General features: G+C 31.0%; 27 protein-coding genes. All 27 read right to left on the bottom strand.

Annotated features, from left to right (window positions below):
* Positions 1–9 precede the first annotated feature (9 nt).
* Complete coding sequence (locus N4A57_RS15295; protein WP_293658902.1) at positions 10–768, bottom strand: isoprenyl transferase; 759 nt, start codon at positions 766–768, stop codon at positions 10–12.
* A gap of 47 nt (positions 769–815) precedes the next feature.
* Entirely contained in the window at positions 816–1004 is a 189-nt protein-coding gene (locus N4A57_RS15290) for a hypothetical protein (RefSeq protein ID WP_293658901.1), read from the bottom strand.
* Between the two features lie 3 nt (positions 1005–1007).
* Positions 1008–1565: a ribosome recycling factor gene (frr, locus tag N4A57_RS15285; protein ID WP_293658900.1), complete on the bottom strand. Its 558-nt coding sequence runs from the start codon at positions 1563–1565 to the stop codon at positions 1008–1010.
* 13 nt (positions 1566–1578) lie between these two features.
* Positions 1579–2289, bottom strand: a complete 711-nt coding sequence (gene pyrH / locus N4A57_RS15280; RefSeq protein WP_293658899.1) for a UMP kinase — start codon at positions 2287–2289, stop codon at positions 1579–1581.
* 204 nt (positions 2290–2493) lie between these two features.
* Entirely contained in the window at positions 2494–3141 is a 648-nt protein-coding gene (gene tsf, locus N4A57_RS15275; protein ID WP_293658898.1) for a translation elongation factor Ts, read from the bottom strand.
* 81 nt (positions 3142–3222) lie between these two features.
* On the bottom strand, positions 3223–3921 hold the full coding sequence (rpsB, locus tag N4A57_RS15270; protein ID WP_293658897.1) for a 30S ribosomal protein S2: 699 nt from the start codon (positions 3919–3921) through the stop codon (positions 3223–3225).
* Positions 3922–4112: 191 nt separating this feature from the next.
* The gene (locus N4A57_RS15265; RefSeq protein WP_293658896.1) at positions 4113–4559 is read right to left on the bottom strand and encodes a hypothetical protein; all 447 of its coding nucleotides are present in this window, start codon (positions 4557–4559) and stop codon (positions 4113–4115) included.
* A 4-nt stretch (positions 4560–4563) separates the two neighbouring features.
* A complete protein-coding gene (locus N4A57_RS15260) occupies positions 4564–5013 on the bottom strand; it encodes a DUF6115 domain-containing protein (protein WP_293658894.1) in 450 nt (149 codons plus the stop codon).
* A gap of 12 nt (positions 5014–5025) precedes the next feature.
* Complete coding sequence (locus tag N4A57_RS15255; protein WP_293658892.1) at positions 5026–5310, bottom strand: hypothetical protein; 285 nt, start codon at positions 5308–5310, stop codon at positions 5026–5028.
* Between the two features lie 13 nt (positions 5311–5323).
* Positions 5324–6685 (bottom strand): DUF342 domain-containing protein, encoded by a 1362-nt coding sequence (locus tag N4A57_RS15250; protein WP_293658891.1) that lies wholly within the window; start codon positions 6683–6685, stop codon positions 5324–5326.
* Between the two features lie 26 nt (positions 6686–6711).
* Positions 6712–7446, bottom strand: a complete 735-nt coding sequence (locus N4A57_RS15245; RefSeq protein ID WP_293658890.1) for a FliA/WhiG family RNA polymerase sigma factor — start codon at positions 7444–7446, stop codon at positions 6712–6714.
* Positions 7447–7462: 16 nt separating this feature from the next.
* Complete coding sequence (locus N4A57_RS15240) at positions 7463–7696, bottom strand: hypothetical protein (RefSeq protein ID WP_293658889.1); 234 nt, start codon at positions 7694–7696, stop codon at positions 7463–7465.
* Between the two features lie 14 nt (positions 7697–7710).
* Complete coding sequence (locus N4A57_RS15235) at positions 7711–8196, bottom strand: chemotaxis protein CheD (RefSeq protein ID WP_293658888.1); 486 nt, start codon at positions 8194–8196, stop codon at positions 7711–7713.
* Positions 8196–8813, bottom strand: coding sequence for a chemotaxis protein CheC (locus N4A57_RS15230; RefSeq protein WP_293658887.1), 618 nt, complete (start codon positions 8811–8813; stop codon positions 8196–8198). The genes N4A57_RS15235 and N4A57_RS15230 overlap by 1 nt, the downstream gene beginning before the upstream one ends.
* 29 nt (positions 8814–8842) lie before the next feature.
* Positions 8843–9283 carry a chemotaxis protein CheW gene (locus N4A57_RS15225; protein WP_293658886.1) on the bottom strand — a complete coding sequence of 147 codons (441 nt, stop codon included), beginning with the start codon at positions 9281–9283 and terminating at the stop codon, positions 8843–8845.
* Positions 9284–9302: 19 nt separating this feature from the next.
* Positions 9303–11354 (bottom strand): chemotaxis protein CheA, encoded by a 2052-nt coding sequence (locus tag N4A57_RS15220; RefSeq protein ID WP_293658885.1) that lies wholly within the window; start codon positions 11352–11354, stop codon positions 9303–9305.
* Positions 11355–11356: 2 nt separating this feature from the next.
* Positions 11357–12433 carry a protein-glutamate methylesterase/protein-glutamine glutaminase gene (locus N4A57_RS15215; RefSeq protein ID WP_293658884.1) on the bottom strand — a complete coding sequence of 359 codons (1077 nt, stop codon included), beginning with the start codon at positions 12431–12433 and terminating at the stop codon, positions 11357–11359.
* Positions 12434–12448: 15 nt separating this feature from the next.
* A complete protein-coding gene (locus N4A57_RS15210; protein ID WP_293658883.1) occupies positions 12449–13117 on the bottom strand; it encodes a flagellar brake protein in 669 nt (222 codons plus the stop codon).
* Positions 13118–13180: 63 nt separating this feature from the next.
* The gene (locus N4A57_RS15205) at positions 13181–14095 is read right to left on the bottom strand and encodes a MinD/ParA family protein (RefSeq protein WP_293658882.1); all 915 of its coding nucleotides are present in this window, start codon (positions 14093–14095) and stop codon (positions 13181–13183) included.
* Positions 14088–15212 (bottom strand): flagellar biosynthesis protein FlhF, encoded by a 1125-nt coding sequence (flhF, locus tag N4A57_RS15200; RefSeq protein WP_293658881.1) that lies wholly within the window; start codon positions 15210–15212, stop codon positions 14088–14090. Before flhF ends, N4A57_RS15205 begins: the two co-directional genes overlap by 8 nt.
* A gap of 1 nt (position 15213) precedes the next feature.
* Positions 15214–17241, bottom strand: coding sequence for a flagellar biosynthesis protein FlhA (flhA, locus tag N4A57_RS15195; RefSeq protein ID WP_293658880.1), 2028 nt, complete (start codon positions 17239–17241; stop codon positions 15214–15216).
* Positions 17242–17252: 11 nt separating this feature from the next.
* Entirely contained in the window at positions 17253–18335 is a 1083-nt protein-coding gene (gene flhB / locus N4A57_RS15190) for a flagellar biosynthesis protein FlhB (protein ID WP_293658879.1), read from the bottom strand.
* Positions 18336–18342: 7 nt separating this feature from the next.
* The gene (gene fliR, locus N4A57_RS15185; protein ID WP_293658878.1) at positions 18343–19128 is read right to left on the bottom strand and encodes a flagellar biosynthetic protein FliR; all 786 of its coding nucleotides are present in this window, start codon (positions 19126–19128) and stop codon (positions 18343–18345) included.
* 14 nt (positions 19129–19142) lie between these two features.
* Positions 19143–19412 carry a flagellar biosynthesis protein FliQ gene (fliQ, locus tag N4A57_RS15180; RefSeq protein ID WP_293658877.1) on the bottom strand — a complete coding sequence of 90 codons (270 nt, stop codon included), beginning with the start codon at positions 19410–19412 and terminating at the stop codon, positions 19143–19145.
* 10 nt (positions 19413–19422) lie between these two features.
* Positions 19423–20187, bottom strand: coding sequence for a flagellar type III secretion system pore protein FliP (fliP, locus tag N4A57_RS15175; RefSeq protein WP_293658876.1), 765 nt, complete (start codon positions 20185–20187; stop codon positions 19423–19425).
* Between the two features lie 15 nt (positions 20188–20202).
* Positions 20203–20478 (bottom strand): flagellar biosynthetic protein FliO, encoded by a 276-nt coding sequence (locus tag N4A57_RS15170; RefSeq protein WP_293658875.1) that lies wholly within the window; start codon positions 20476–20478, stop codon positions 20203–20205.
* A gap of 73 nt (positions 20479–20551) precedes the next feature.
* Positions 20552–20914, bottom strand: coding sequence for a response regulator (locus tag N4A57_RS15165; RefSeq protein WP_293658873.1), 363 nt, complete (start codon positions 20912–20914; stop codon positions 20552–20554).
* Positions 20915–20947 lie beyond the last annotated feature (33 nt).

Genomic DNA, 20947 nt, shown 5'->3' with positions numbered 1-20947 from the left:
ACACCACCCTTATTTAAGACCTCCGAATCTCCTATGTCTCATTTGATAATCTCTAATTGCCATATATAGATGTTTTTTGTCAAAATCGGGCCAATATATATTTGAAAACCAAAATTCTGCATATGCAAGTTGCCACAAAAGAAAATTGCTAGTTCTAAATTCGCCACTTGGTCTTATTAATAAGTCTGGGTCAGGCAAATGACCTGTATCTAAATATGTAGAGAATTTTTCTTCATCCATATTTTCTATACATATATTTCCTTCCATATTTTCTTTCCATATATTTTTCACAGCTCTTATAATTTCATCTCTTCCTCCATAATTTAGAGCAATATTAACTGTAAGACCTTTATTATTTTTTGTCAGATCTACTGCCTTATGGATTTGACCTATGACCTGATGGGGTAGTTGGGTTATGTCACCAATCGTTCTAATTCTCACCTTATTTTTATGCAATTCCTTTACTTCCTTTTGCAAGTAATAAACTAATAGTTTCATTAAAGCCGAAACTTCTTCTTTTGGTCTTTTCCAATTTTCTGTGGAAAATGCATACAAAGTTAAGAATTCGATTTTCAATTCTGACGAAGCCTTAATGACTTCTCTGAGGACCTCAATTCCCGCTTTATGTCCCGCAGTTCGAGGTAATCCTCTTTTTTTTGCCCACCTACCATTGCCATCCATAATAATGGCAACATGTCTTGGAATATTTTCCATATCCAATTGGATATCTTCTTCTTTAGGGCCAAATATGTTTTTTATTGTCTTCATAAATCACATCTCCTGATTTAATAATTTTTAACCCCCAGTACAGGGGGTTAAAAATAGCTAACTATTAATTCAATTATATTATTTTCATTTTTCATATTAATAACTCTACATTCTCCTACTTTCTCTTTCTTTTTAGGAGAAAAAGTTTCAGTAATAGAGTATTTAAGTTTCTTATTCTCAAGAACTTTAATAGCTTCTTTCAATTGAAAACCTAAAATCATTTGGAGATTATCCAATTATTATACCTCCATCATTTCCTTTTCTTTTTTCTTTAATAATTCATCAATAATTTCTATATATTTATTAGTTAACTGTTGTACTTCTTCTTCTGCACCCTTTAAGTCGTCTTCTGTTATTTCTCCATTTTTCTGTAATTTCTTTAATTTATCATTTGCATCTCTACGCTCATTTCTAATAGCTACCTTAGAACCCTCAGCAGTCTTCTTAACTAGCTTTATAAGATCTTTTCTTCTTTCTTCTGTCAATTGAGGAATGGCTAATCTAATTACTTTTCCATCATTTGAAGGGTTTAGACCTAAATCAGATTGAGTTATGGCCTTTTCAATGCTAGATACAGCTGTTTGATCATAAGGTTGAACCACTAACATTCTAGGTTCTGGAGCAGATACATTAGCAATTTGCTTAAGTGGTGTACTTGAACCATAATAGTCAATCATTATTTTGTCTAATAAAGCTGGGTTAGCTCTTCCTGCACGCATGGCATTTAAGTCTTCTTTGTATACTCTTATGGTCTTTTGCATTTTTTCTTCTAATTCCTTATGAATTTCTAATATCATGTTCATTCCTCCCTTATTTTACACAAGTTCCTATTTTTTCACCTAAAATTACCTTCTTAATGTTTTCAGGTTCGTTTAACCCAAACACTAATATAGGAATTTTATTGTCCATACACAAGGACGTAGCAGTAGAATCCATAACTCCTAATCCCTTATTTAATACATCTATGTAACTTAATTCATCGAATTTTTTTGCATCTTTATTTATATTTGGATCTGAATCATAAACTCCATCTACCTTTTTAGCCAGAAGTATTACTTCAGCTTCAATTTCAGCTGCCCTTAAAGCTGCTGTTGTATCCGTTGAAAAATATGGATTTCCCGTACCAGATGCAAAGATAACAACCCTTGCCTTCTCCAAATGTCTAACTGCTTTTCTTCTTATATATGGTTCTGCAATTTGTCTCATTTCTATGGCTGTTTGCACTCTTGTAAGAACATCCATACCTTCTAGGGCATCTTGAAGAGCCAAAGCATTTATTACAGTAGCAAGCATTCCCATATAATCAGCTGTGGTTCTGTCCATACCTTCACCAGTTCTACCTCTCCAGAAATTGCCTCCACCTACAACTATAGCCACTTCTATACCTAATTCGTGTAGCTCCTTTACCTGCTTTGCTATAGCACTAACAGTATTACCATCTATGCCAAAGCCATTTTCTCCAGCTAAGGCTTCTCCACTTAATTTTAAGATTACTCTTTTGTATTTGGGACTCACTACCATGACCTCCGTTTATAATATTCTATAAAAACTTACAAAACCCTTCATTATGGTCAACATTCAATCTATTTTCATATTTAAATAAAAAAAATTATCTTTTATTATACATGAAGAAAATTATATTCCCCACCATTTTTCATAAGTTTATGATTTCCTACCTTTGTAAAAAGGAGAACACTATTTGTGTTCTCCATCTTAAGTTTTTAATTACTTATTTATTTGTTTTGCAACTTCTTCAGCAAAGTTCTCTTCTTTTTTCTCTAAACCTTCTCCAACTTCAAATCTTGCAAATCTTCTAATAGATAAGTTTTCACCTATTTTTGCAATTTTAGCAGTTAATAAGTCTCCCACAGTTACGTCAGGATCCTTAATGAAAGGTTGCTCAAGTAAGCAAATTTCTTTATAATGCTTTTCAATTCTACCTTCAACCATCTTATCAACGATTTTTTCTGGCTTACCTTCATTTAAAGCTTGGTTTCTTAATATTTCTTTTTCTTTTTCAATCTCTGCTTGAGATACTTCTTCTCTTGATATGTATTGTGGATTTGCTGCTGCAATTTGCATAGCTACATCCTTAACGAATTGCTTAAATTCATCATTTTTAGCAACGAAGTCAGTTTCACTGTTTACTTCTACTAATACTCCGATTCTTCCTCCATGGATGTAAGATTCTACAATACCTTCTGAAGCTAATCTTCCAGATTTCTTAGCTGCTTTAGCTAATCCCTTTTCTCTTAGAAGTTCGATTGCTTTGTCCATGTTACCTTCTGCTTCTATTAAAGTCTTCTTACAATCCATCATTCCAGCACCAGTGCTAACTCTTAATTCTTTTATCATAGCTGCAGTAATAGCCATTTTAAACTCCTCCTTGTCATATAGAAAAAGGTAAGAGAAGTAAGGAATAAATCCTTTCTTTACCCTTACCTACTTATTATATTATTCTTCGATTTGTTCCCCTTGCTTTCCTTCTATAATAGCATCTGCAACCTTAGCAGTTATTAATTTAACCGCTCTTATTGCATCGTCATTAGCAGGAATTACATAATCAACTTCATCAGGATCACAGTTAGTATCCACAATACCCACTACTGGAATTCCTAATCTTTGAGCTTCTTTAATAGCAATTCTCTCTTTTCTTGGATCTACCACGAAAATCATTCCTGGAAGTTCATTCATATCTTTAATTCCACCTAAGAACTTCTCTAGCTTTTCTTGCTCATGCTTTAACTTAATTACTTCTTTCTTAGGAAGAACATCAAATTTTCCTTCTTCTTCCATCTTAATTAAGGCATGTAAACGATCAATTCTTTTTCTGATTGTTTTAAAGTTAGTTAACATTCCACCTAACCATCTTTGGTTCACATAGAACATTCCAGATCTTTTAGCTTCTTGCTCAATAGCTTCTTGTGCCTGCTTTTTAGTTCCTACAAATAATACCTTTTCATTATTTGCTGCAACCTCTTTTACGAAATCGTAAGCTTGTTCAACTTTCTTTACAGTTTTTTGTAAGTCTATAATATATATACCATTTCTTTCTGTAAAGATATAAGGAGCCATCTTAGGATTCCATCTTCTTGTTTGGTGTCCAAAATGCACACCTGCTTCTAATAATTGTTTCATTGAAATTACTGACATTAGTTGCACCTCCCTGGTTTTTTTCCCTCCACTTTGGTCATCTTTTCAAGCACCCTTTATAGGGACCAACTTTAAAATCTCAAAGTGTGTGTCATAATTACCTTATGTAGTATAACATGTACATAAGTCTTTTGCAATAACTTTTTAAAATTTATTTCAATACATAGGTATTATTTCCATATTCATAGTTCTTATTCTTTATTTGTAATTTTCTCAATAATCTTATCTATGGGCGTATTTTTTTCCATTTCATATATTCCCCACCTTAACTTTTCCTCTAAATTTTTACTATTTATCCTTTTCAAGAAAAGTTGGGTAGATTGTATTATCTTATGATCTTTTAATATTTCTCCTATTTCTTCACTAGTAGAACCTTTAGGAATACTAACTTTTACTAATTCTTTTTCACTATTTTTTTCAATAATAGTCTCTTCTTTTTTAACCTCTTTATGGTATTCATCATTTTTAATGAAGTGATCTTTAGGATCTATCATACCCATTTGTTTTGCCTTTATTTTAATGTACTCGTCATTTATTTCTTCTTGAAAAAACTCTTTATTTATTATATTAAAAGTGGAAGAAATTATAAGACCTATTCCAATTCCCATAAGCAATGTTGTCTTTAAATTCTTTTTCAAAGGATCACCTCTTTTTTAAATTGCATATAAGCTGTACCTCACCGATCCCCCTATTTAATCGTTTTGCTATCTGGGATATGGAGTAACCATCTTTGTATAATTTAAGTATTTCTTCATTAATATTATCTTGATTTATTATTCTATGATCTATATTTGTTGATTCATAGTTTATATTCTTTTTTTGTACCTTCACTTCTTTTTCTTTTTCATTTTTACCTTTTATATTTAAACTATCTACCTTCATATCTATAAGTTCTATGCACTCTTCAATATACTCTAGTTTTCCATCTACTTTTCTTATAATTTCTTCATCCTTGTCCCTATTGATTTCATGCTCAATATTTTCTAAAGAAAAGTCCTCTGAAACTTCTTCCTCTCTTCCATCTTTAAAAAAAGAAAGGGTTCCTACTATTACAAATAATACACCTATTACTAATATAATATAATTTAACATTTTATCCCTACTTTATATCTTTATATCTAAATTAGATCCAACATTGTCTTTTTTCCTTTTTTCTTTATCCCTTTTCTTTTTCTTACGTTCCTTTTCTTTATCATTATTTTTCATATGGACATCATCTTTTTTCTCTGATTTATCTATTCTTTTTGCTTTTATTTCTGTTTCCTTCTGTTCTTCTTGAGCCATGTAACTTGCCTCTAGTGTGACTTTATTAACTTCCGTTTGTTTGTTTTTTGCTACCTCTTGACTTTTATAATAATTATTTTGAAAATCTAGTGGCCTAATATACATAATTTCACCATCCCTATAGGTGTATTATTTTTATGCCATCCTCATTTTTTATAAACTTAACTTTACTAAGTTCATCTCTTACATGGTAAATAGCATTATTTACACATATCTTAACACCTGGATAAACTTCTTTATCAATCCTTACTGATCCTATTTCTCTTGATTTAACAATCTCTTCTTCTATTGAGTCTAACTTTTCGTTTAGTTCCATTTCTTTAATCTTTAGAAAGCTTTCTGTCTTGATAGATTTTTCATATACAGCCTGCTTATCCTTAGTAAATAAAGGAGTATCTATTATTTTCCTTAATAATTTGATTGCCTTTAATACATTTTCACGGTTTTTGGTCACTACCTTTAACTCTTCTTGTGTTCTTATATATATTTCCTTATTTTTAGGATTAATTCCAGTCTCTATTTTAGTAATAGTAGCCATACTAGATCCTATAATCATAGCTTCGATTTCTTTTCCAGCAGTAGTTTCACCACCTACAACTAATCCCTTTCTTCCTTTGACATATATGGACCCTTGTACCTTTACATGAGAATGCATAATTATATCTACGAAAAGATCACCTTTTACGTCAACATTACTGTTTTGTATATATTTGCAGTTTAAATTTCCTTCACAAACTATATATCCATTATTTTGACCTTGTATCCCTTTGTGAATAATTATATGTCCGCCAGCTTTTATTTTAGCCCCTTCTACCACGCCTGAAACTTCAACATCACCTGTTGCCTCCACCTCAAATCCTGATCTTACATGTCCATTTATATGTATATTTCCATCAAAGTGAATATTTCCCGTATTATTGTCCACATCTCCTTGAATTTCATATACATTAGATACACTTATTTTCCCATTATCATATAATACTTGTCCAGCAATATTTGAGTAAACACTAAGACCATCTTCACTTAAAGTAGTATTCTTCCCAGCCCTGAGTAGAATATCTTTTCCCTTCCTAGCTCGTACATCCCTTCCAAATACATCTATTCCATTAGAACCATTTGTAGCCAACTCCTTTTTAGCTAGCAATTCATCCTTTTGCACCATTGCAATTAGGTTCAATTCTTTGAAATCAACAGTTCCATCTTCATTCATTTTAGGCTTAACTTTTTTATCTATAGGAAATTTGAGATTTATTTTAGCATCTTTTCCATTTATAGAACTAACACCTCTTGCAATTTCTTCTTTAATTATATTGTTTCCATGTCTTAAGAGTTCTTTGATTTTATCATGATTTATTCCATACTTTATTCTACGATCTTTTAAAGTATTTAAAATGTCTTCCTCTGTTTTTAACTCTTCATCTAATATAGTAATGTATACTACCATATTATCCTGTGAAACATCTAAAAATATTTTATTCACATCAATCACACCTTCGCACTTTAAAACTACATTATAGTTGAAAGTCTAGTTCCTAATTTATTTATTGCTTTACTATGAATTTGCGATATTCTTGATTCGGATACACTAAGAACATGGGCAATTTCCTTATATGTTAACTCTTCATAATAATATAATTTTATAACCATTTGTTCTTTCTCTGACAAATTTTCTAAACTCCTAATCAACTCTGCTTTTATTTCTTCTTTTTCTATGTTCCTATCAGGATCATATTCATGATAATTTGATATTATTGAAAAATTACTGTTATTAGATATTTTCTCTTCCAAAGACACTATAGATAAAGTATGTATTTCATTAAATACATTATCTAATTCTTTTTTACTTAAGCCCATATACTCTGCAATTTCCCTATCTGTGGCATATCGTCCTAGTCTATTTTCCAATTCAGAATAAGCTTTTTCAATATTTTTATGTTTTTGTCTTATTGACCTAGGAACCCAATCTAAATTTCTCAATTGATCAATTATGGCTCCTCTAATTCTAATTTGAGCATAGGTTTCAAATTTCACATTTTTATTATAATCAAATTTATCAATAGCGTCTATAAGGCCAAAAATTCCATAGCTTATTAAATCCTCATATTCCACATTGTTTCCATAGCTACTAAATAGTCTACCTGCCACATTTCTTACTATTGAAACATATTTTAAAATCAATTTTTCTTTCATATGCTTATCTTTTGTCTTTTCATACAACTGCCATAACTTTTTATCATCCATAAAAATCCCCCCTAGATTATTCCTTCTCCCCATATTCCTCTATCATATCTAAGGGACCAAACGGTTCTTTTTCTTTCAGTTTTACCATATTATTAGCAAAATACTTACTAGAAATGAACAATATTATATAAAATATTAATCCTCTACTCACAAATACAGAAAATTCCATTCTTTTAACAATACCTATGACTGCTCCAATTAGCACAAATATACTTAAAAGAAAATAATGAAGATATTTCAGCGCAAACATTTAAACAACTCCTACTATATTTCTTTTGTACCCTTTCCAATAGTCTTTATGAATAAAATTCCCGTATCTGAACTTATTTCTATGGTTCTTCCAAAATTGCCACCTGTATCATCTCCTATTAATCGTATTCCCTTTTCTTTTAAAATGTCTTTGGTGGCAATTATATTTCTTTGACCTATTTTCATTAAGTCATTTTTAGTTGAAAATGAAAACATTTGGGCTCCCCCTGCAATTTTGCTTACAAGACGGGTTTTCCGGGCCCCAGCCCTAATCATTTTATCTATTAAAATATCCATGGCCGTATCTGCAAACTTTGCAGGATTGCTGTTATTTTTAATACTTTTACTAGAGGGAAGCATTATATGGGCCATACCTGCCACTTTACTTATTGGATCATATAGAGTAATCCCTACACATGAACCTAATCCTAGAGTAGTTAAGCTATCCCCTGACTTTGCCACATTTAAATCTGCCATTCCCACTTTAATTACTTTCCCCATTATTCTAGCACTCCTAAACTCTTTAATAGTATTTCAAAGGACTGTACATCTGGGATTAAGAAAAAATATCCTTTTATATTGTGATCTCCCTCATTTAATTCCGTTTCTATCAATAGTACCTTATCTCCAACTTGTCCATATTGAATTATAGGTACACTAAGTATTGCTCCTGCCATATCTACTGTTAAAGAAGGAATGGAAATTTTCATGGCTAATTTTGTTAAACTAGTTAATGAACGTACATATGCACCTGACAAAATATTTCCCACTTCCTGTAATGCAGATATATCCCACTCGCTTAATTCTTCCCCATCCTCGTCCTTATTCATAAGCATATTGGCTAATCTTTTTGAAGAATCCATATTCAATAAAAACATTATATTTCCATTTATATCTCCGTCCACATCAAAATTAATGCCACATATTTTCTTTTCAGCTCCACCTAGCAACTCTGTAACTTCATTAAATTCTAATATATCAACCTTAGGAACTTCCATATCTACTCTTCTATTTAACATAGTAGCTAAAGCTGTAGTTGCATTTCCTGCACCTATATTTCCTATCTCCCTTAAAACATCTAATTGCACATTATTTATTTCATCTAAAGTCATTTTCATAATTACATTTCTCTCCTTAAGCAAAATACTTAACTTTGTAAAATCCCCTCAATGTCCAATAATATTATAATTCTCTCCTTGTCCTTTCCTATGGCCTTAATATTTTTTTCTGATACATTCTCACTTACCTTTGGTGCATCTTCTAATTGTATTTTATCTAACTTTATTACTTCTGAAGATGAGTCCACAAGTAAGCCTACTATAACTTCGTCACATTTAGTTATAATTATTCTACTATCACTAGTTAATTGGACATTTTCTAAGTTTAATCTTGTTCTTAGGTTTATTACCGGAATTATTTCACCCCTTAAGTTTATGACCCCCTCCACATAAGTTGGAGAATGGGGAACTCTAGTAATATCTATGACCTTTTCTATAGTTTGGACATTGTGAATATCAATACCATAATATTCCTTTCCTAATTCAAATAATACATATTGATTTTCTAGTAATTGCACATTTTCACTCATGTATATCTACTCCTTTAACTTATAGTAATGAATTAGTATCAACAATCAACGCTACTTGACCATTACCTAAAATAGTAGCTCCAGCTATAATATTAATTCCTGATAAAAACTTTCCTAATGATTTTATAACAATTTCTTGTTGACCAATAAGACCATCCACAATAAATCCAGCCACCTGTTCTCCCTTTTTAACCACAACTACAATTAAATCTTCTTTATTTTCTTCACTGGTATTTACATCTAATATTTTTTCCATTCTTAAAAGTGGAAGGGTAGTATCCCTATATAAAACAACTTCTTGTTCTTGTATTTTTCTTATATTTTGTGATTTAATAGTTATAATCTCTTTGATAGAGTTTAATGCTATTGCGTATTTTTCTTCTCCCACATTAACTAATAAAGCTTGTATAATTGCTAAAGTTAAAGGTAATCTAATAACAAATTTTGATCCTTTAAGCCTTGTACTTTGAACTTCTACGGCTCCACCTAAAGATTCTATCTTCGTTTTTACTACATCTAATCCAACACCACGTCCTGAAATATCTGATATTTTATCAGCAGTAGAAAATCCTGATTTAAACAACAGTTGAAGTGCATCCTTATCATCTATAGTACTCATTTGCTCTTCTGTGATCAATCCATTATCTTTGGCTTTATTTTTAACCTTGTTTATGTTAATTCCACCACCATCATCTTCCACTTCAATAACTACACTATTACCATCTGGATAGGCTATTAACTTAACCGTACCTATTTCTGATTTTCCATTTTTAACTCTTTCATCTGGATTTTCTATTCCATGGTCTATTGAATTTCTTATTAAATGGATTAGTGGATCTCCTATTTCATCTATTACAGTTCTATCTACTTCCGTTTCTTCTCCTAACATGATTAAAGAAATCTCTTTTCCTAATTCTTTAGATAAATCTCGTACCATTCTAGGGAATCTATTAAATACCCTTTCTATAGGAACCATTCTTACTTTCATAACTGCATCGTGAAGATTAGTAGTAATTCTTTCTAAGTATTCTATAGATTCATTCATGTCCTGCTTCTTGGTAGTTTCTTCCATATCCGTAAGTCTTGATCTAGTTATTATTAATTCACTTACCAAATTCATTAAATTATCTAATCTATCTATATCTACTCTAACAGTTTTTCCCAATTTAGGTTTAGAACTCTTTGCTTTGCCTTCCTTTTTAACTGTTTTTCTAGGCTCTACTTTCTTCTTTTCTACTTTTACCTTTTCTTTTTCCGGTTCCCCTGCCTTTTCCATTATTGTTTCTATATACACATTTTCAATTTCAGATATGCTTTTTATTCTTTCTAGTATTTCATTTCCATTACTCTTTGATACGATTACTAATTCAAAGATATATTCAAAATTTTCATCCTCTATATCTTCCACAGTAGGATTAGCTTTTACGATTTCCCCATCCTTTTCAAGGGTATTAAATATTATAAAAGCTCTTGCTGATTTTAGCATACAATTTTGATTTAGTTCTATTTTTAACTTAAAAGAGTTAAATCCATCCTTTACAGATTTTAATAGAACGTTCTTAGTAAATTCATCAATTTCGATTTCTATCTTTCCATTTTTAGAAGATTGATCCTCATCTACAGGTTCCATGATATTCTCCACAGTAGCTGCTACTTCTTCTTTTACTTCCTCTTTAACTTGTGAATTTTCAGGATTTATAGCTTCATGAAGCTTCACTAGTAAGTGAGAATAATCCTTATCACCTTCACTTCCAGTTTCCACTATATTGTTAATGTATTCTTCTAGTACATCTAAACACTGAAATAATACATCGATTATATTATCCGTTACTCTTACATCACCACTTCTTACAGATTGTAATATATCTTCCATTTCATGGGTGAAATGAGCGATTTTACTGAAACCCATAGTTGCAGACATTCCCTTTAAAGTATGGGCAACTCTAAAAATCTCATGTACTAACTCAATCTCATCTTTATCATTTTCTAATTTTAGTAGTGCCTCATTCATATTTTGTAAATTTTCTTTAGACTCTTCTATAAAAATTTCTAAATATTGATTTATATCCATGACTATACCCCCACTATTTTATTTATCTCATCAGCAATATCCTGCAAAGATACAATTTTATCAACACATCCTAAGTTCACAGCTGACTTAGGCATTCCATAAACCACGCAACTTTCTTCGTCTTGTGCAATAGTTATGGCTCCCTTTGACTTTAAATTCACCATTCCTTTAGCCCCATCAGAGCCCATACCTGTCATTATTACTCCTAGCATATCTGTAGTAACCTCATTGGCTGCAGAATCAAATAATACATCCACAGAAGGTCTATGTCCAGAAACGGGCCTATCTTGTGAAAGTTGTATTTTATATTTACCACCAACCTTTTTTATCTTCATATGTCTATCTCCAGGTGCAATATATGCACATCCTGCCATTAGAATGTCATTATCTTGTGCTTCTTTTACGCTGATTTCTGATAGGTCATTTAATCTCTTGGCCAAGGATTTAGTGAAACCTGGAGGCATATGTTGCACGATTAATAAACTACCCTTAATATTCTTTTGTATATCGGGTATTACATATTGAAGTGCTCTAGGCCCACCTGTTGACGTACCTACTACAATAATTTTGTTGGACTTATTATTAAATGTTTTATGTATATCCTTAGTAGTATGTACCTTTGGTTTATGTACACTTTTAGTTCCATTGACCTTTGTTTTGTATGCCCTTTTGATTGAAGCTTTTTTCTCTATCCTAACCTGGGATGCAACTTTAATTTTCTCTGTAACTTCCCTTTGTACATCATCATTATTCATTTTAAATATATTAGTAGGTTTAGTTATGAAGTCTACAGCACCTAACTCTAATGCCTTTAGGGTTGCATCAGCCCCCTTCTTAGTCAAACTACTAAGCATAACTACAGGTAGTGGTTTGTTTTCCATTATCCATTCTAAACACTTTATGCCATCCATTATGGGCATTTCCACATCCATAGTTACCACATCTACCTGAAGTTTTTCTAATTTAGCTGTGGCTTCTTTACCATTTTTCGCTATTTCAATCACTTCTAAACCTTCATTTGAGTTTATAATGTCTGATAATATTCTTCTCATGAATGCAGAATCATCTACTATTAGCACTCTCTTCTTCCTCATTTATATCAGTCCTTTTTTTCTCATTTTTCTTTGGGCATCAAATATAAATTTTACGATTCTTTCTCTATTGTTAATACTTATGTCCTTATAGGCTAATCCCACTTCATATTGGGAATATATTTCTTCATACAAATTACATCTCAAAACTTTTGCTATAACTTTAATAGGTTTATCTCCATTTTTTATAAAAAGTTCTATAATAGTGCCCTTTTGCACTGGTTCCTTACATAATACTCTTATGCCTCCACCACTTATATCTTTAGACAATCCCTCTACTACTTTAACAACATCTCCCTTATCATTGTTTATATGCATTTCTACATTTAATACCATGTCTAACCTATAATAATCTCTTCTTTGGATCTTATCAATTTCACTAGTTTTAATTACCTTTAGGTAAGGTATGTTTCCTTTATTTCCCCTATCTATTACGCGAGCCTTAAATCCATAGAACCCTGTTCCCTTTTTTGTGTATATTAATTTTATTTCATCTCTAATACTAATTGGTCTTATAGTTCCTTTACTAATGGGAATACCTACTAATAGGCAATTTTCCGATATAGTATCTATCACTTGACTAATTAGTCTCTCCTTTTTATTTATATTTAAAGTTTCTAGTAACTCTATTTCTAATTTAGTACCAACTTCGGGCATTTGATTGTTTATCATACTTCTACCTACCTTCACTTAGTGTTATTAAGTATATAAGCCTTTTATAATCTATCTAAGTGCTTATCTATTGATAAAATCCTTTTTATATCCTGACACAAGTCTATTTATAAATTTTTTAAAACCACCTGCTTTATAACTATCCTTTTCCTTTTTATCCACAATACTACTTGCAATTACTTTAATTCCCTTACTTACGGTGGAGTCAGGATAGCTTAAAGTAAAAGGTTTCTGCATCTTTACTGACTTTGTGACCATATTATCATCATATAAAAAACCTAATTTTTTCAATTTAGTATTTAGGAACCTTTGACTAGTAATATTTAATTTATTAAATACCTCTTGAGCCTCATTTTCCGATTCTACCCGATTAATTAAAAGACGTATATCATTTAAATTGTCTACGGCTATATTTTTAATTAATGCATAAGCATCAGTAATTGAGGTAGGCTCTGGAGTTGTTACTACAATAGTTTGTTCTGCTGCCCTAACAAATGATAATACAGTACTATTTATTCCAGCACCCGTATCTATTAAAATATAATCAGAAATTTGCCCTACTTCATCCAAATCTCTTACTAATGGACTTAGTTCTCTTTCAGTTAAATCTATAAGTTCTTTAAGTCCAGATCCACCTGAAATTAGATTTATTCCCTTAGGACCTTTTACCATGGCTTCCCTAAGGGTTTTTCTTCCATTTATTACATCTGCTAAGGTATACTTTGGTATAACCCCTAAAATCACATCCACATTAGCCAAGCCAATATCAGCATCAATTATAGTAACTCTATACCCTAAGTTTATAAGTTCTAATCCTAAATTTATAGTAAAGTTTGATTTTCCAACACCACCTTTACCACTAGCTACAGCAATTATTCTAGGCTCATGTCTAGGTCCATTATAGGATTGAAAATTTCCATCTACTACTACATCCTTTTTCTTTATAATATCTCTTAACCTTTTAGCTTGATCATTCATTAAATCCACCTACAATATTTTCTGCTATTTTTTGTGCGTTAGCAATCTCTATATCATCTGGAACACTTTGTCCATTAGTTATATAAGATAAATTCTTCTTTGCGTATAATTTAGCATTTAAAATATTTGCATAATTCCTACCTTCATCTATCTTTGTAATTATGATTTTATAATCTTCTACAAACTTATAAGCTTCAATTATATGAATCATGTTATCGTAAGAACTCGTGTTGCTAAGAACTAAATATATTTCTGGTTCTTCTAATAATTCTATTATTTTTTTAACTTCCTCTAATTGCTCTGAATTATTATGATTTCTTCCAGCAGTATCTATCAAAATTACATCCTTATCTTCATAGTTGCTTATTGCTTCATTAATTTCTTGTGGCTCATAAACTACTGAAACAGGTACATTTAATATTTCAGCATATACTTTTAATTGTTCAACAGCAGCAATTCTATAGGTATCTGCTGTGATAAATCCCACTTTCTTTTTTTCATTGATTATATATTTTGCTGCTAATTTAGCTAATGTGGTGGTTTTTCCAACTCCTGTTGGTCCCATAAATACTATTATCTTTTGTTTTTCAATTTCCATATCTTCCTTAACTTGTCCCAAGATTTCCTTTATTACATTTTCAATTCCCTTATTAATAAATTCTTCATTTCCCTTGGTAAAGGTTAGTCTTTTGTTTACAATATTCATCATAGTATCTACTGATCCTTTGGATAGTCCTGAATTGATTAGCTTATTATAATATTCCATATACATGTTATTACTTATATCTTCTTCATTCCCTTGGCTTTTTCCTTCTTTAACAAAATTTGACAAAATATTTTCTATATTCTCTATTTTATCCTTTAATTCACCCAAATTCCCATTAGATTTATCCTTAAGATTATTCACTACAAATTTATCATATTTAATGTTCTTATGATCGCTCTTCCCTTCATCAACGGCAGCCACTACTTCATGTAGTGGCTTTTTAAATATACCGAAGAAACCAGACTTTTTTATTTTTCTAGAATGTAATATTAGGGCATCGCTTCCTAGTTCTGCCTTAACTTTCATCATTGCTTCGTATGAAGTTTTTCCAATGTATCTTTTTACTTTCATTTTATACACTCACCATCCCAATTGATCTTACTTCTACCTTAGGGTCCATTTCATTATAGGAAAGAACTACTATTTCACTACTTAATTGTTCTGTTAACTTTTTAAAGTAAAATCTCACAATAGGAGAAGTTAATACTATAGGCTGCTCCCCTATAGATGTAGCCTTTTCTATTTCTCTGGCTAATTTATTCAGTATGCTTTGTGCCAAAGATGGTTCTAAATTTAAGTAAGAACCGTGTTCAGATTGTTGTATGGATTTTACTATTGACTGTTCTAATTCTGGATTTAATGTTATTACCTTAGCCATGTTATTTTCTACAAATTGTTTCGTTATGGCTCTATATAATCCCTGTCTTACATACTCTGTAAGCATATCCGTATCATTTGTAATAGGAGCATAATCTGCTAAAGTCTCTAATATACTAACTATATCCCTTATGGATATACCTTCTCTTAAAAGGTTTGAAAGAACTTTTTGGATTCCTCCTAAAGATATGGCCTTAGGCATGACTTCATCCACTAAAGCTCCATGATTTTCTTTTATATTATCAATAAGTATTTTAACTTCTTGTCTTCCAATAAGTTCATGGGAATGTCTTTTAACAATCTCTGTTAAATGGGTTGATATTACAGAGGATGAGTCTACCACAGTATATCCAAATATTTCTGCTTTTTCTCTCTCATTTTCTTCTATCCACTTGGCAGGTAAACCAAAGGCTGGTTCTATCGTATCGATTCCCTCTATATCTCCTTCTGCCATACCTGAATTCATGGCTAGATAGTGATCAAACATAATCTTACCCTTAGTAATTTCTATCCCCTTTATTTTAATTAAATATTCATTAGGCTCTAATTGTATATTATCCCTTAATCTTATCATGGGAACCACAATACCTAATTCTAAAGCACATTGTCTTCTTATCATGACCAATCTGTCAAACAAATCCCCTCCTTGCTTTGGATCAGCAAGGGGTATTATTCCATATCCAAACTCTAATTCTATTGGATCTACTTGAAGAAGAGGAATTACATTTTCTGGTTTCCTTATTTCACTAGCTTCATCACCTTCCTCTTGTATCTCCATTTCTTCTATTTCTTCTGTTGTAGTTTCTTTTAATATGAATCCAAGATATATGAAAACCGATGCCAATACAAATAATGGCAACTTAGGTAAACCTGTAAAACCTAAAAATATTAAAACACCTGAAACTATGAACATTATTTTAGGTTGATTAAATAATTGTTTAATTACATCACTACCTAAATCAGAATCTGATGCAGCTCTAGTTACTACAATACCTGCTGCCGTAGATATTAACAAGGCTGGTATTTGACTTACTAATCCGTCTCCTACAGTTAGTAGGGTATACTTTTGTAGTGCCTCAAGAAAACTAAGGCCACCACCTAACATACCAAGAACAAACCCAGCCCCTATATTAATAACTGTGATTATTATTCCCGCTATGGCATCTCCCTTAACAAATTTACTTGCACCATCCATGGCTCCGTAAAAATCAGCTTCCCTTTGAATTTTTTCTCTTCTACCCCTTGCATCAGCTTCTGTTATTATGCCTGAATTTAAATCTGCATCGATAGACATTTGCTTTCCCGGCATTGCATCAAGGGTAAATCTTGCTGAGACTTCTGAAACCCTTTCTGCACCCTTGGTAATTACCATAAATTGTATAATAACAATGATCAAGAATATGATAAAACCAACAACGGCATTTCCACCTATAACAAACTCACCAAAGGCCTCAATTACATCTCCTGCATTTCCTTTAGATAATATCATCCTAGTAGTTGAAATATTTAAAGATAACCTAAGCAATGTAGTTAACAATAACATGGATGGAAATATTGCAAACTGCAATGGTTCCTTATTATATATGGAAATTAGTAGTATTAATAGGGCCAGTGCTATATTCATACTAAGTAAAAAGTCTAGTACTCCTAAGGGAACTGGTATTATAATTATTACTACTACTGCAATTACTGCAAGGGATACTACTATATCACCAAACCTCATTTCTTAGCCTCCTAGTTCACGTTCTTAATCTTATATACATAAGCCAGTACTTCAGCAACTGCCTGGTATAAATTAGGAGGAATATATTCTCCTATATCTACACTAGCATAAAGCGCCCTTGCCAAAGGCTTATTCTCAACTGTGATAACTTCATTTTCTTTAGCAATTCTTTTTATATTTTGAGCTATGAGATCCTTTCCCTTAGCTATGACCATGGGGGCGTCTTGCTTCTCATTATCATATAAAAGAGCTATTGCATAGTGAGTTGGATTTGTAATTATTACATCTGCCTTTGGAACTTCTTGCATCATCCTACTCATAGCCATTTTTCTCTGTCTTTCTTTAATCTTACCCTTTATTTTAGGATCTCCCTCAGTTTGCTTATATTCTTCTTTAATTTCCTGCTTACTCATTTTTAAATCTTTTTCATATTGCCACTTTTGGTAAAAATAATCAAAAAAACCTAATATTAATAATATGACACTTCCTCTTATTCCAATTGATATAGCCCTATCAAACATGTAACCTCCAATTTGACTTATGTCCATATCTATGGCATTTAAAAAATTAGTGGATTCCTTAATAATATATTTAATCAAAACATACCCCACAAGACCAATTTTTGAAATGGACTTAAAAAATTCTACCACATTCCTAATTGAAAACAATCTTTTAAATCCACTCATAGGATTTATTTTGTTTAAGTCAAATTTAAGATTTTTAGTTGTAAATAAAAAACCAATTTGCATATAATTACAAGCTAAACCAGTAATAAGGGCAACTCCCGCAATTGGCATAAAAATCTGTAAAATTTTCACAATCACACTAATGGACAGGGCACTAACTGTCTTTATGGTAATGTCATTAACATATTGTACTTCAAATAACATATTTTTAGTAAAAGTAGCTATATTTGTATATATATATGAACCCAAAAGCTTTAAAGCTGTAAATACCAAGAGTAATACAAAGGCTGTATTTATTTCTTTACTCTTTAGAACTTGTCCTTTATCTCTAGCTTCTTTTCTTCTCTTTGGGGTAGCTTTCTCTGTTTTTTCACCTGAAAATAGTTGTAAATTTATTTCAAATTTCATTTTCACATCATCCTCGTGCAATACTATTAAAAAACTCATATATTGATTCAACCATTATCTCAGCTATGTTAGTATATACTCCTAAATAAATGGGTAGTAATATGACTAATACTGATAGACCAACTATTATTTTTAAAGGCATACCTACTACAAAAACATTCATCTGAGGCATAGTCTTAGCAAGTATTCCTAGTAAAACATTTGCTAGGAATGTGGAAACTATAACAGGTGCAGCAATTTTAAAGGCAATAACAAAACTCATAGAAAATATCCTAATAACCAAATCTAATATAAAGGTACCATTAATAGTCTTATCTATAGGTATATATTTAAAACTATCTACTATGGCATATATTACCTTGTGATGAGAATTAGTAGATAGAAATACCAATATAGAAATTAAGTAGAAGAAATTAGCCGTTAAGGGCACTTGCGTATCATCTTGAGGGCTTATAACACTAGCCATGGAAAAACCCATTTGCAAATCTATTATAAACCCTGACATGTATACAATTGTGTAGTACAAATAAGCTATCATTCCTATACTCATACCTATAATACTTTCTTTTACTATGTTAATGCCAAATAACAAAAAAGTACTATTATCAATAAGACTTTCAATTTCTATAAATGGAAATATTATTATTGCTATTAAAAAACTCAATATTATTTTTATATGACTTAGTATCATTTTATCCCTAAAGAATGGGATACTCACCATTATTCCAATAATTCGTGATAAAACTAACAAAAATATATCTTTATTGTTTAAAATTTTTAATACTATATCCATATCTCATCCTTATTTTATTGTATATATTTGTCTATATTCAGAAAAAGACCCTGTGTATAATCTACTATAGTATTTAATATCCAGGGTCCAAAGACCATAATTGCAATTAATACTGATAATATTTTAGGAACAAATGTCAAAGTTTGTTCCTGTATTTGTGTAGTAGCTTGAAATATACTTATGGCTAATCCCATAAATAAAGATAACATAAGCATAGGTGCAGCTAATAAAATTACTTTTGTCATTGATTGTTGTAACAACTCTACAATTAAACCTTGACTCATCTTCCCACCTCTAATTAAAACTCAACATTAATGATTTTATTATTAAATTCCAACCATCAACCAAGATAAATAATAGTATCTTAAATGGCAATGATATCATAACTGGTGGTAACATCATCATTCCCATAGACATTAAGGTACTAGCTACTACCATATCAACCATTATAAATGGAATAAATATTATAAAACCTATCTGAAACCCGGTCTTAAGCTCACTTATTATAAAAGCTGGTATAAGTACTTTATTAGGAATATCCTTTAAAGTGGCCGGTTCATCTAAATTAGATATATTGACGAATAATGCCAAATCCTTTTCCCTAGTTTGTTTAAACATAAACTTCCTTAAGGGCTCCATACCATACTCAATGGCTTCCTCTTGAGATATTTGTTCATTTGTATATGGCACTATAGCTTTTTCATTTATTTCAGTAGCTATAGGTGCCATTACAAAAAATGTTAAAAATAAAGCTAAACCAACCATTATTTGATTTGGTGGAGTAGTCTGAGTTCCCACTGCCTTTCTAATAAAGGACAAGACTATTATTATTCTAGTAAAACATGTCATCATTATTAATATGGATGGAGCAAGAGCAAGTATAGTAAACAAAAATAATATCTCAATACTACTAGATACTTCTCTTGGCGTATTGGCTTTTCCCAAACTTATTCCTATCTTTGGAATTGATAAAGTAGTTTCAGCATAAGACCCATTTGTTGACATAATTAATATAATTATTACAATTAAAACAATCTTGCTTTTAGGAAAACTCTTCATATTTTTCGTCCTTATCTATTTTTTATATTTTATACTCTTATTTATTGTTTCTTTAAATATTTCTTTAAAACCGAAACTTTCCTTATTTTCTTTAATCTTATCTATTTTTTCTTTTGAAATTTTCTCTATGAAGTTTATTTCATTCTTTCCTATGGCCAATATATAGTACTCGTCCAAAATTTCAATTATATTTATGGATTTATTCACACCTAAATTGAACTTATATATAATTTTAAATGGTCCTCTACCTATGAACTTATTGCTTTTACTAACTAATAAATTAGTAACCACATAGGTTAACCCTAATACTAGTAAGAAGCTTACGAAAGCACTTAAAAAGTTAATTTTGACTTCCCCTCTCCATTTATCCTAAAACTTTTTTAACAGCTTCTATAATCCTGTCTGCCTGGAATGGCTTTACAATGAAATCTCCTGCACCAGCCTGTATAGCTTCTATTACCATAGCCTGCTGTCCCATGGCAGAACACATAACAATTTTAGCTCCCGGATTTATTTTCTTTATTTCCTTCACTGCTTGAATTCCATCTACTTCTGGCATAGTAATATCCATTATTACTAGATCAGGTCCTAACTCTTTATATTTTTCAATAGCCTTAGCTCCATTTTCAGCTTCCCCCAAAACGTTATATCCATATTTTGTTAAAACATCTTTTACCATCATTCTCATAAATGCAGCATCATCTACTACTAAAATTCCTTTTGACATATAAATTCCTCCCTATCAAAGTTAATAGTTATT

Origin of the sequence: Anaeromicrobium sp., from assembly GCF_025210435.1 — a bacterium.
Classification (GTDB): Bacteria; Bacillota; Clostridia; order Peptostreptococcales; family Thermotaleaceae; genus Anaeromicrobium.
The sequence above is the reverse complement of the archived record's forward strand: the minus strand, read 5'-3'. Positions and strand labels throughout refer to the sequence as shown.

Bases quoted from the DNA above. Each gene is read 5' to 3' on its own strand.
- N4A57_RS15165 (WP_293658873.1), bottom strand. From the start codon at position 20,914: ATGTCAAAAGGAATTTTAGTAGTAGATGATGCTGCATTTATGAGAATG.
- fliP (WP_293658876.1), bottom strand. From the start codon at position 20,187: ATGAAGAGTTTTCCTAAAAGCAAGATTGTTTTAATTGTAATAATTATA.
- N4A57_RS15225 (WP_293658886.1), bottom strand. From the start codon at position 9,283: ATGAGTGAAAATGTGCAATTACTAGAAAATCAATATGTATTATTTGAA.
- N4A57_RS15240 (WP_293658889.1), bottom strand. From the start codon at position 7,696: ATGTTTGCGCTGAAATATCTTCATTATTTTCTTTTAAGTATATTTGTG.
- frr (WP_293658900.1), bottom strand. From the start codon at position 1,565: ATGATATTAGAAATTCATAAGGAATTAGAAGAAAAAATGCAAAAGACC.
- N4A57_RS15205 (WP_293658882.1), bottom strand. From the start codon at position 14,095: ATGAATGATCAAGCTAAAAGGTTAAGAGATATTATAAAGAAAAAGGAT.
- N4A57_RS15295 (WP_293658902.1), bottom strand. From the start codon at position 768: ATGAAGACAATAAAAAACATATTTGGCCCTAAAGAAGAAGATATCCAA.
- N4A57_RS15245 (WP_293658890.1), bottom strand. From the start codon at position 7,446: ATGGATGATAAAAAGTTATGGCAGTTGTATGAAAAGACAAAAGATAAG.
- N4A57_RS15235 (WP_293658888.1), bottom strand. From the start codon at position 8,196: ATGGGGAAAGTAATTAAAGTGGGAATGGCAGATTTAAATGTGGCAAAG.
- N4A57_RS15210 (WP_293658883.1), bottom strand. From the start codon at position 13,117: ATGATAAACAATCAAATGCCCGAAGTTGGTACTAAATTAGAAATAGAG.
- pyrH (WP_293658899.1), bottom strand. From the start codon at position 2,289: ATGGTAGTGAGTCCCAAATACAAAAGAGTAATCTTAAAATTAAGTGGA.
- fliR (WP_293658878.1), bottom strand. From the start codon at position 19,128: ATGGATATAGTATTAAAAATTTTAAACAATAAAGATATATTTTTGTTA.
- flhF (WP_293658881.1), bottom strand. From the start codon at position 15,212: ATGAAAGTAAAAAGATACATTGGAAAAACTTCATACGAAGCAATGATG.
- N4A57_RS15260 (WP_293658894.1), bottom strand. From the start codon at position 5,013: ATGTTAAATTATATTATATTAGTAATAGGTGTATTATTTGTAATAGTA.
- rpsB (WP_293658897.1), bottom strand. From the start codon at position 3,921: ATGTCAGTAATTTCAATGAAACAATTATTAGAAGCAGGTGTGCATTTT.
- N4A57_RS15255 (WP_293658892.1), bottom strand. From the start codon at position 5,310: ATGTATATTAGGCCACTAGATTTTCAAAATAATTATTATAAAAGTCAA.
- N4A57_RS15230 (WP_293658887.1), bottom strand. From the start codon at position 8,813: ATGAAAATGACTTTAGATGAAATAAATAATGTGCAATTAGATGTTTTA.
- N4A57_RS15220 (WP_293658885.1), bottom strand. From the start codon at position 11,354: ATGGATATAAATCAATATTTAGAAATTTTTATAGAAGAGTCTAAAGAA.
- flhA (WP_293658880.1), bottom strand. From the start codon at position 17,241: ATGAGGTTTGGTGATATAGTAGTATCCCTTGCAGTAATTGCAGTAGTA.
- tsf (WP_293658898.1), bottom strand. From the start codon at position 3,141: ATGGCTATTACTGCAGCTATGATAAAAGAATTAAGAGTTAGCACTGGT.
- flhB (WP_293658879.1), bottom strand. From the start codon at position 18,335: ATGAAATTTGAAATAAATTTACAACTATTTTCAGGTGAAAAAACAGAG.
- fliQ (WP_293658877.1), bottom strand. From the start codon at position 19,412: ATGAGTCAAGGTTTAATTGTAGAGTTGTTACAACAATCAATGACAAAA.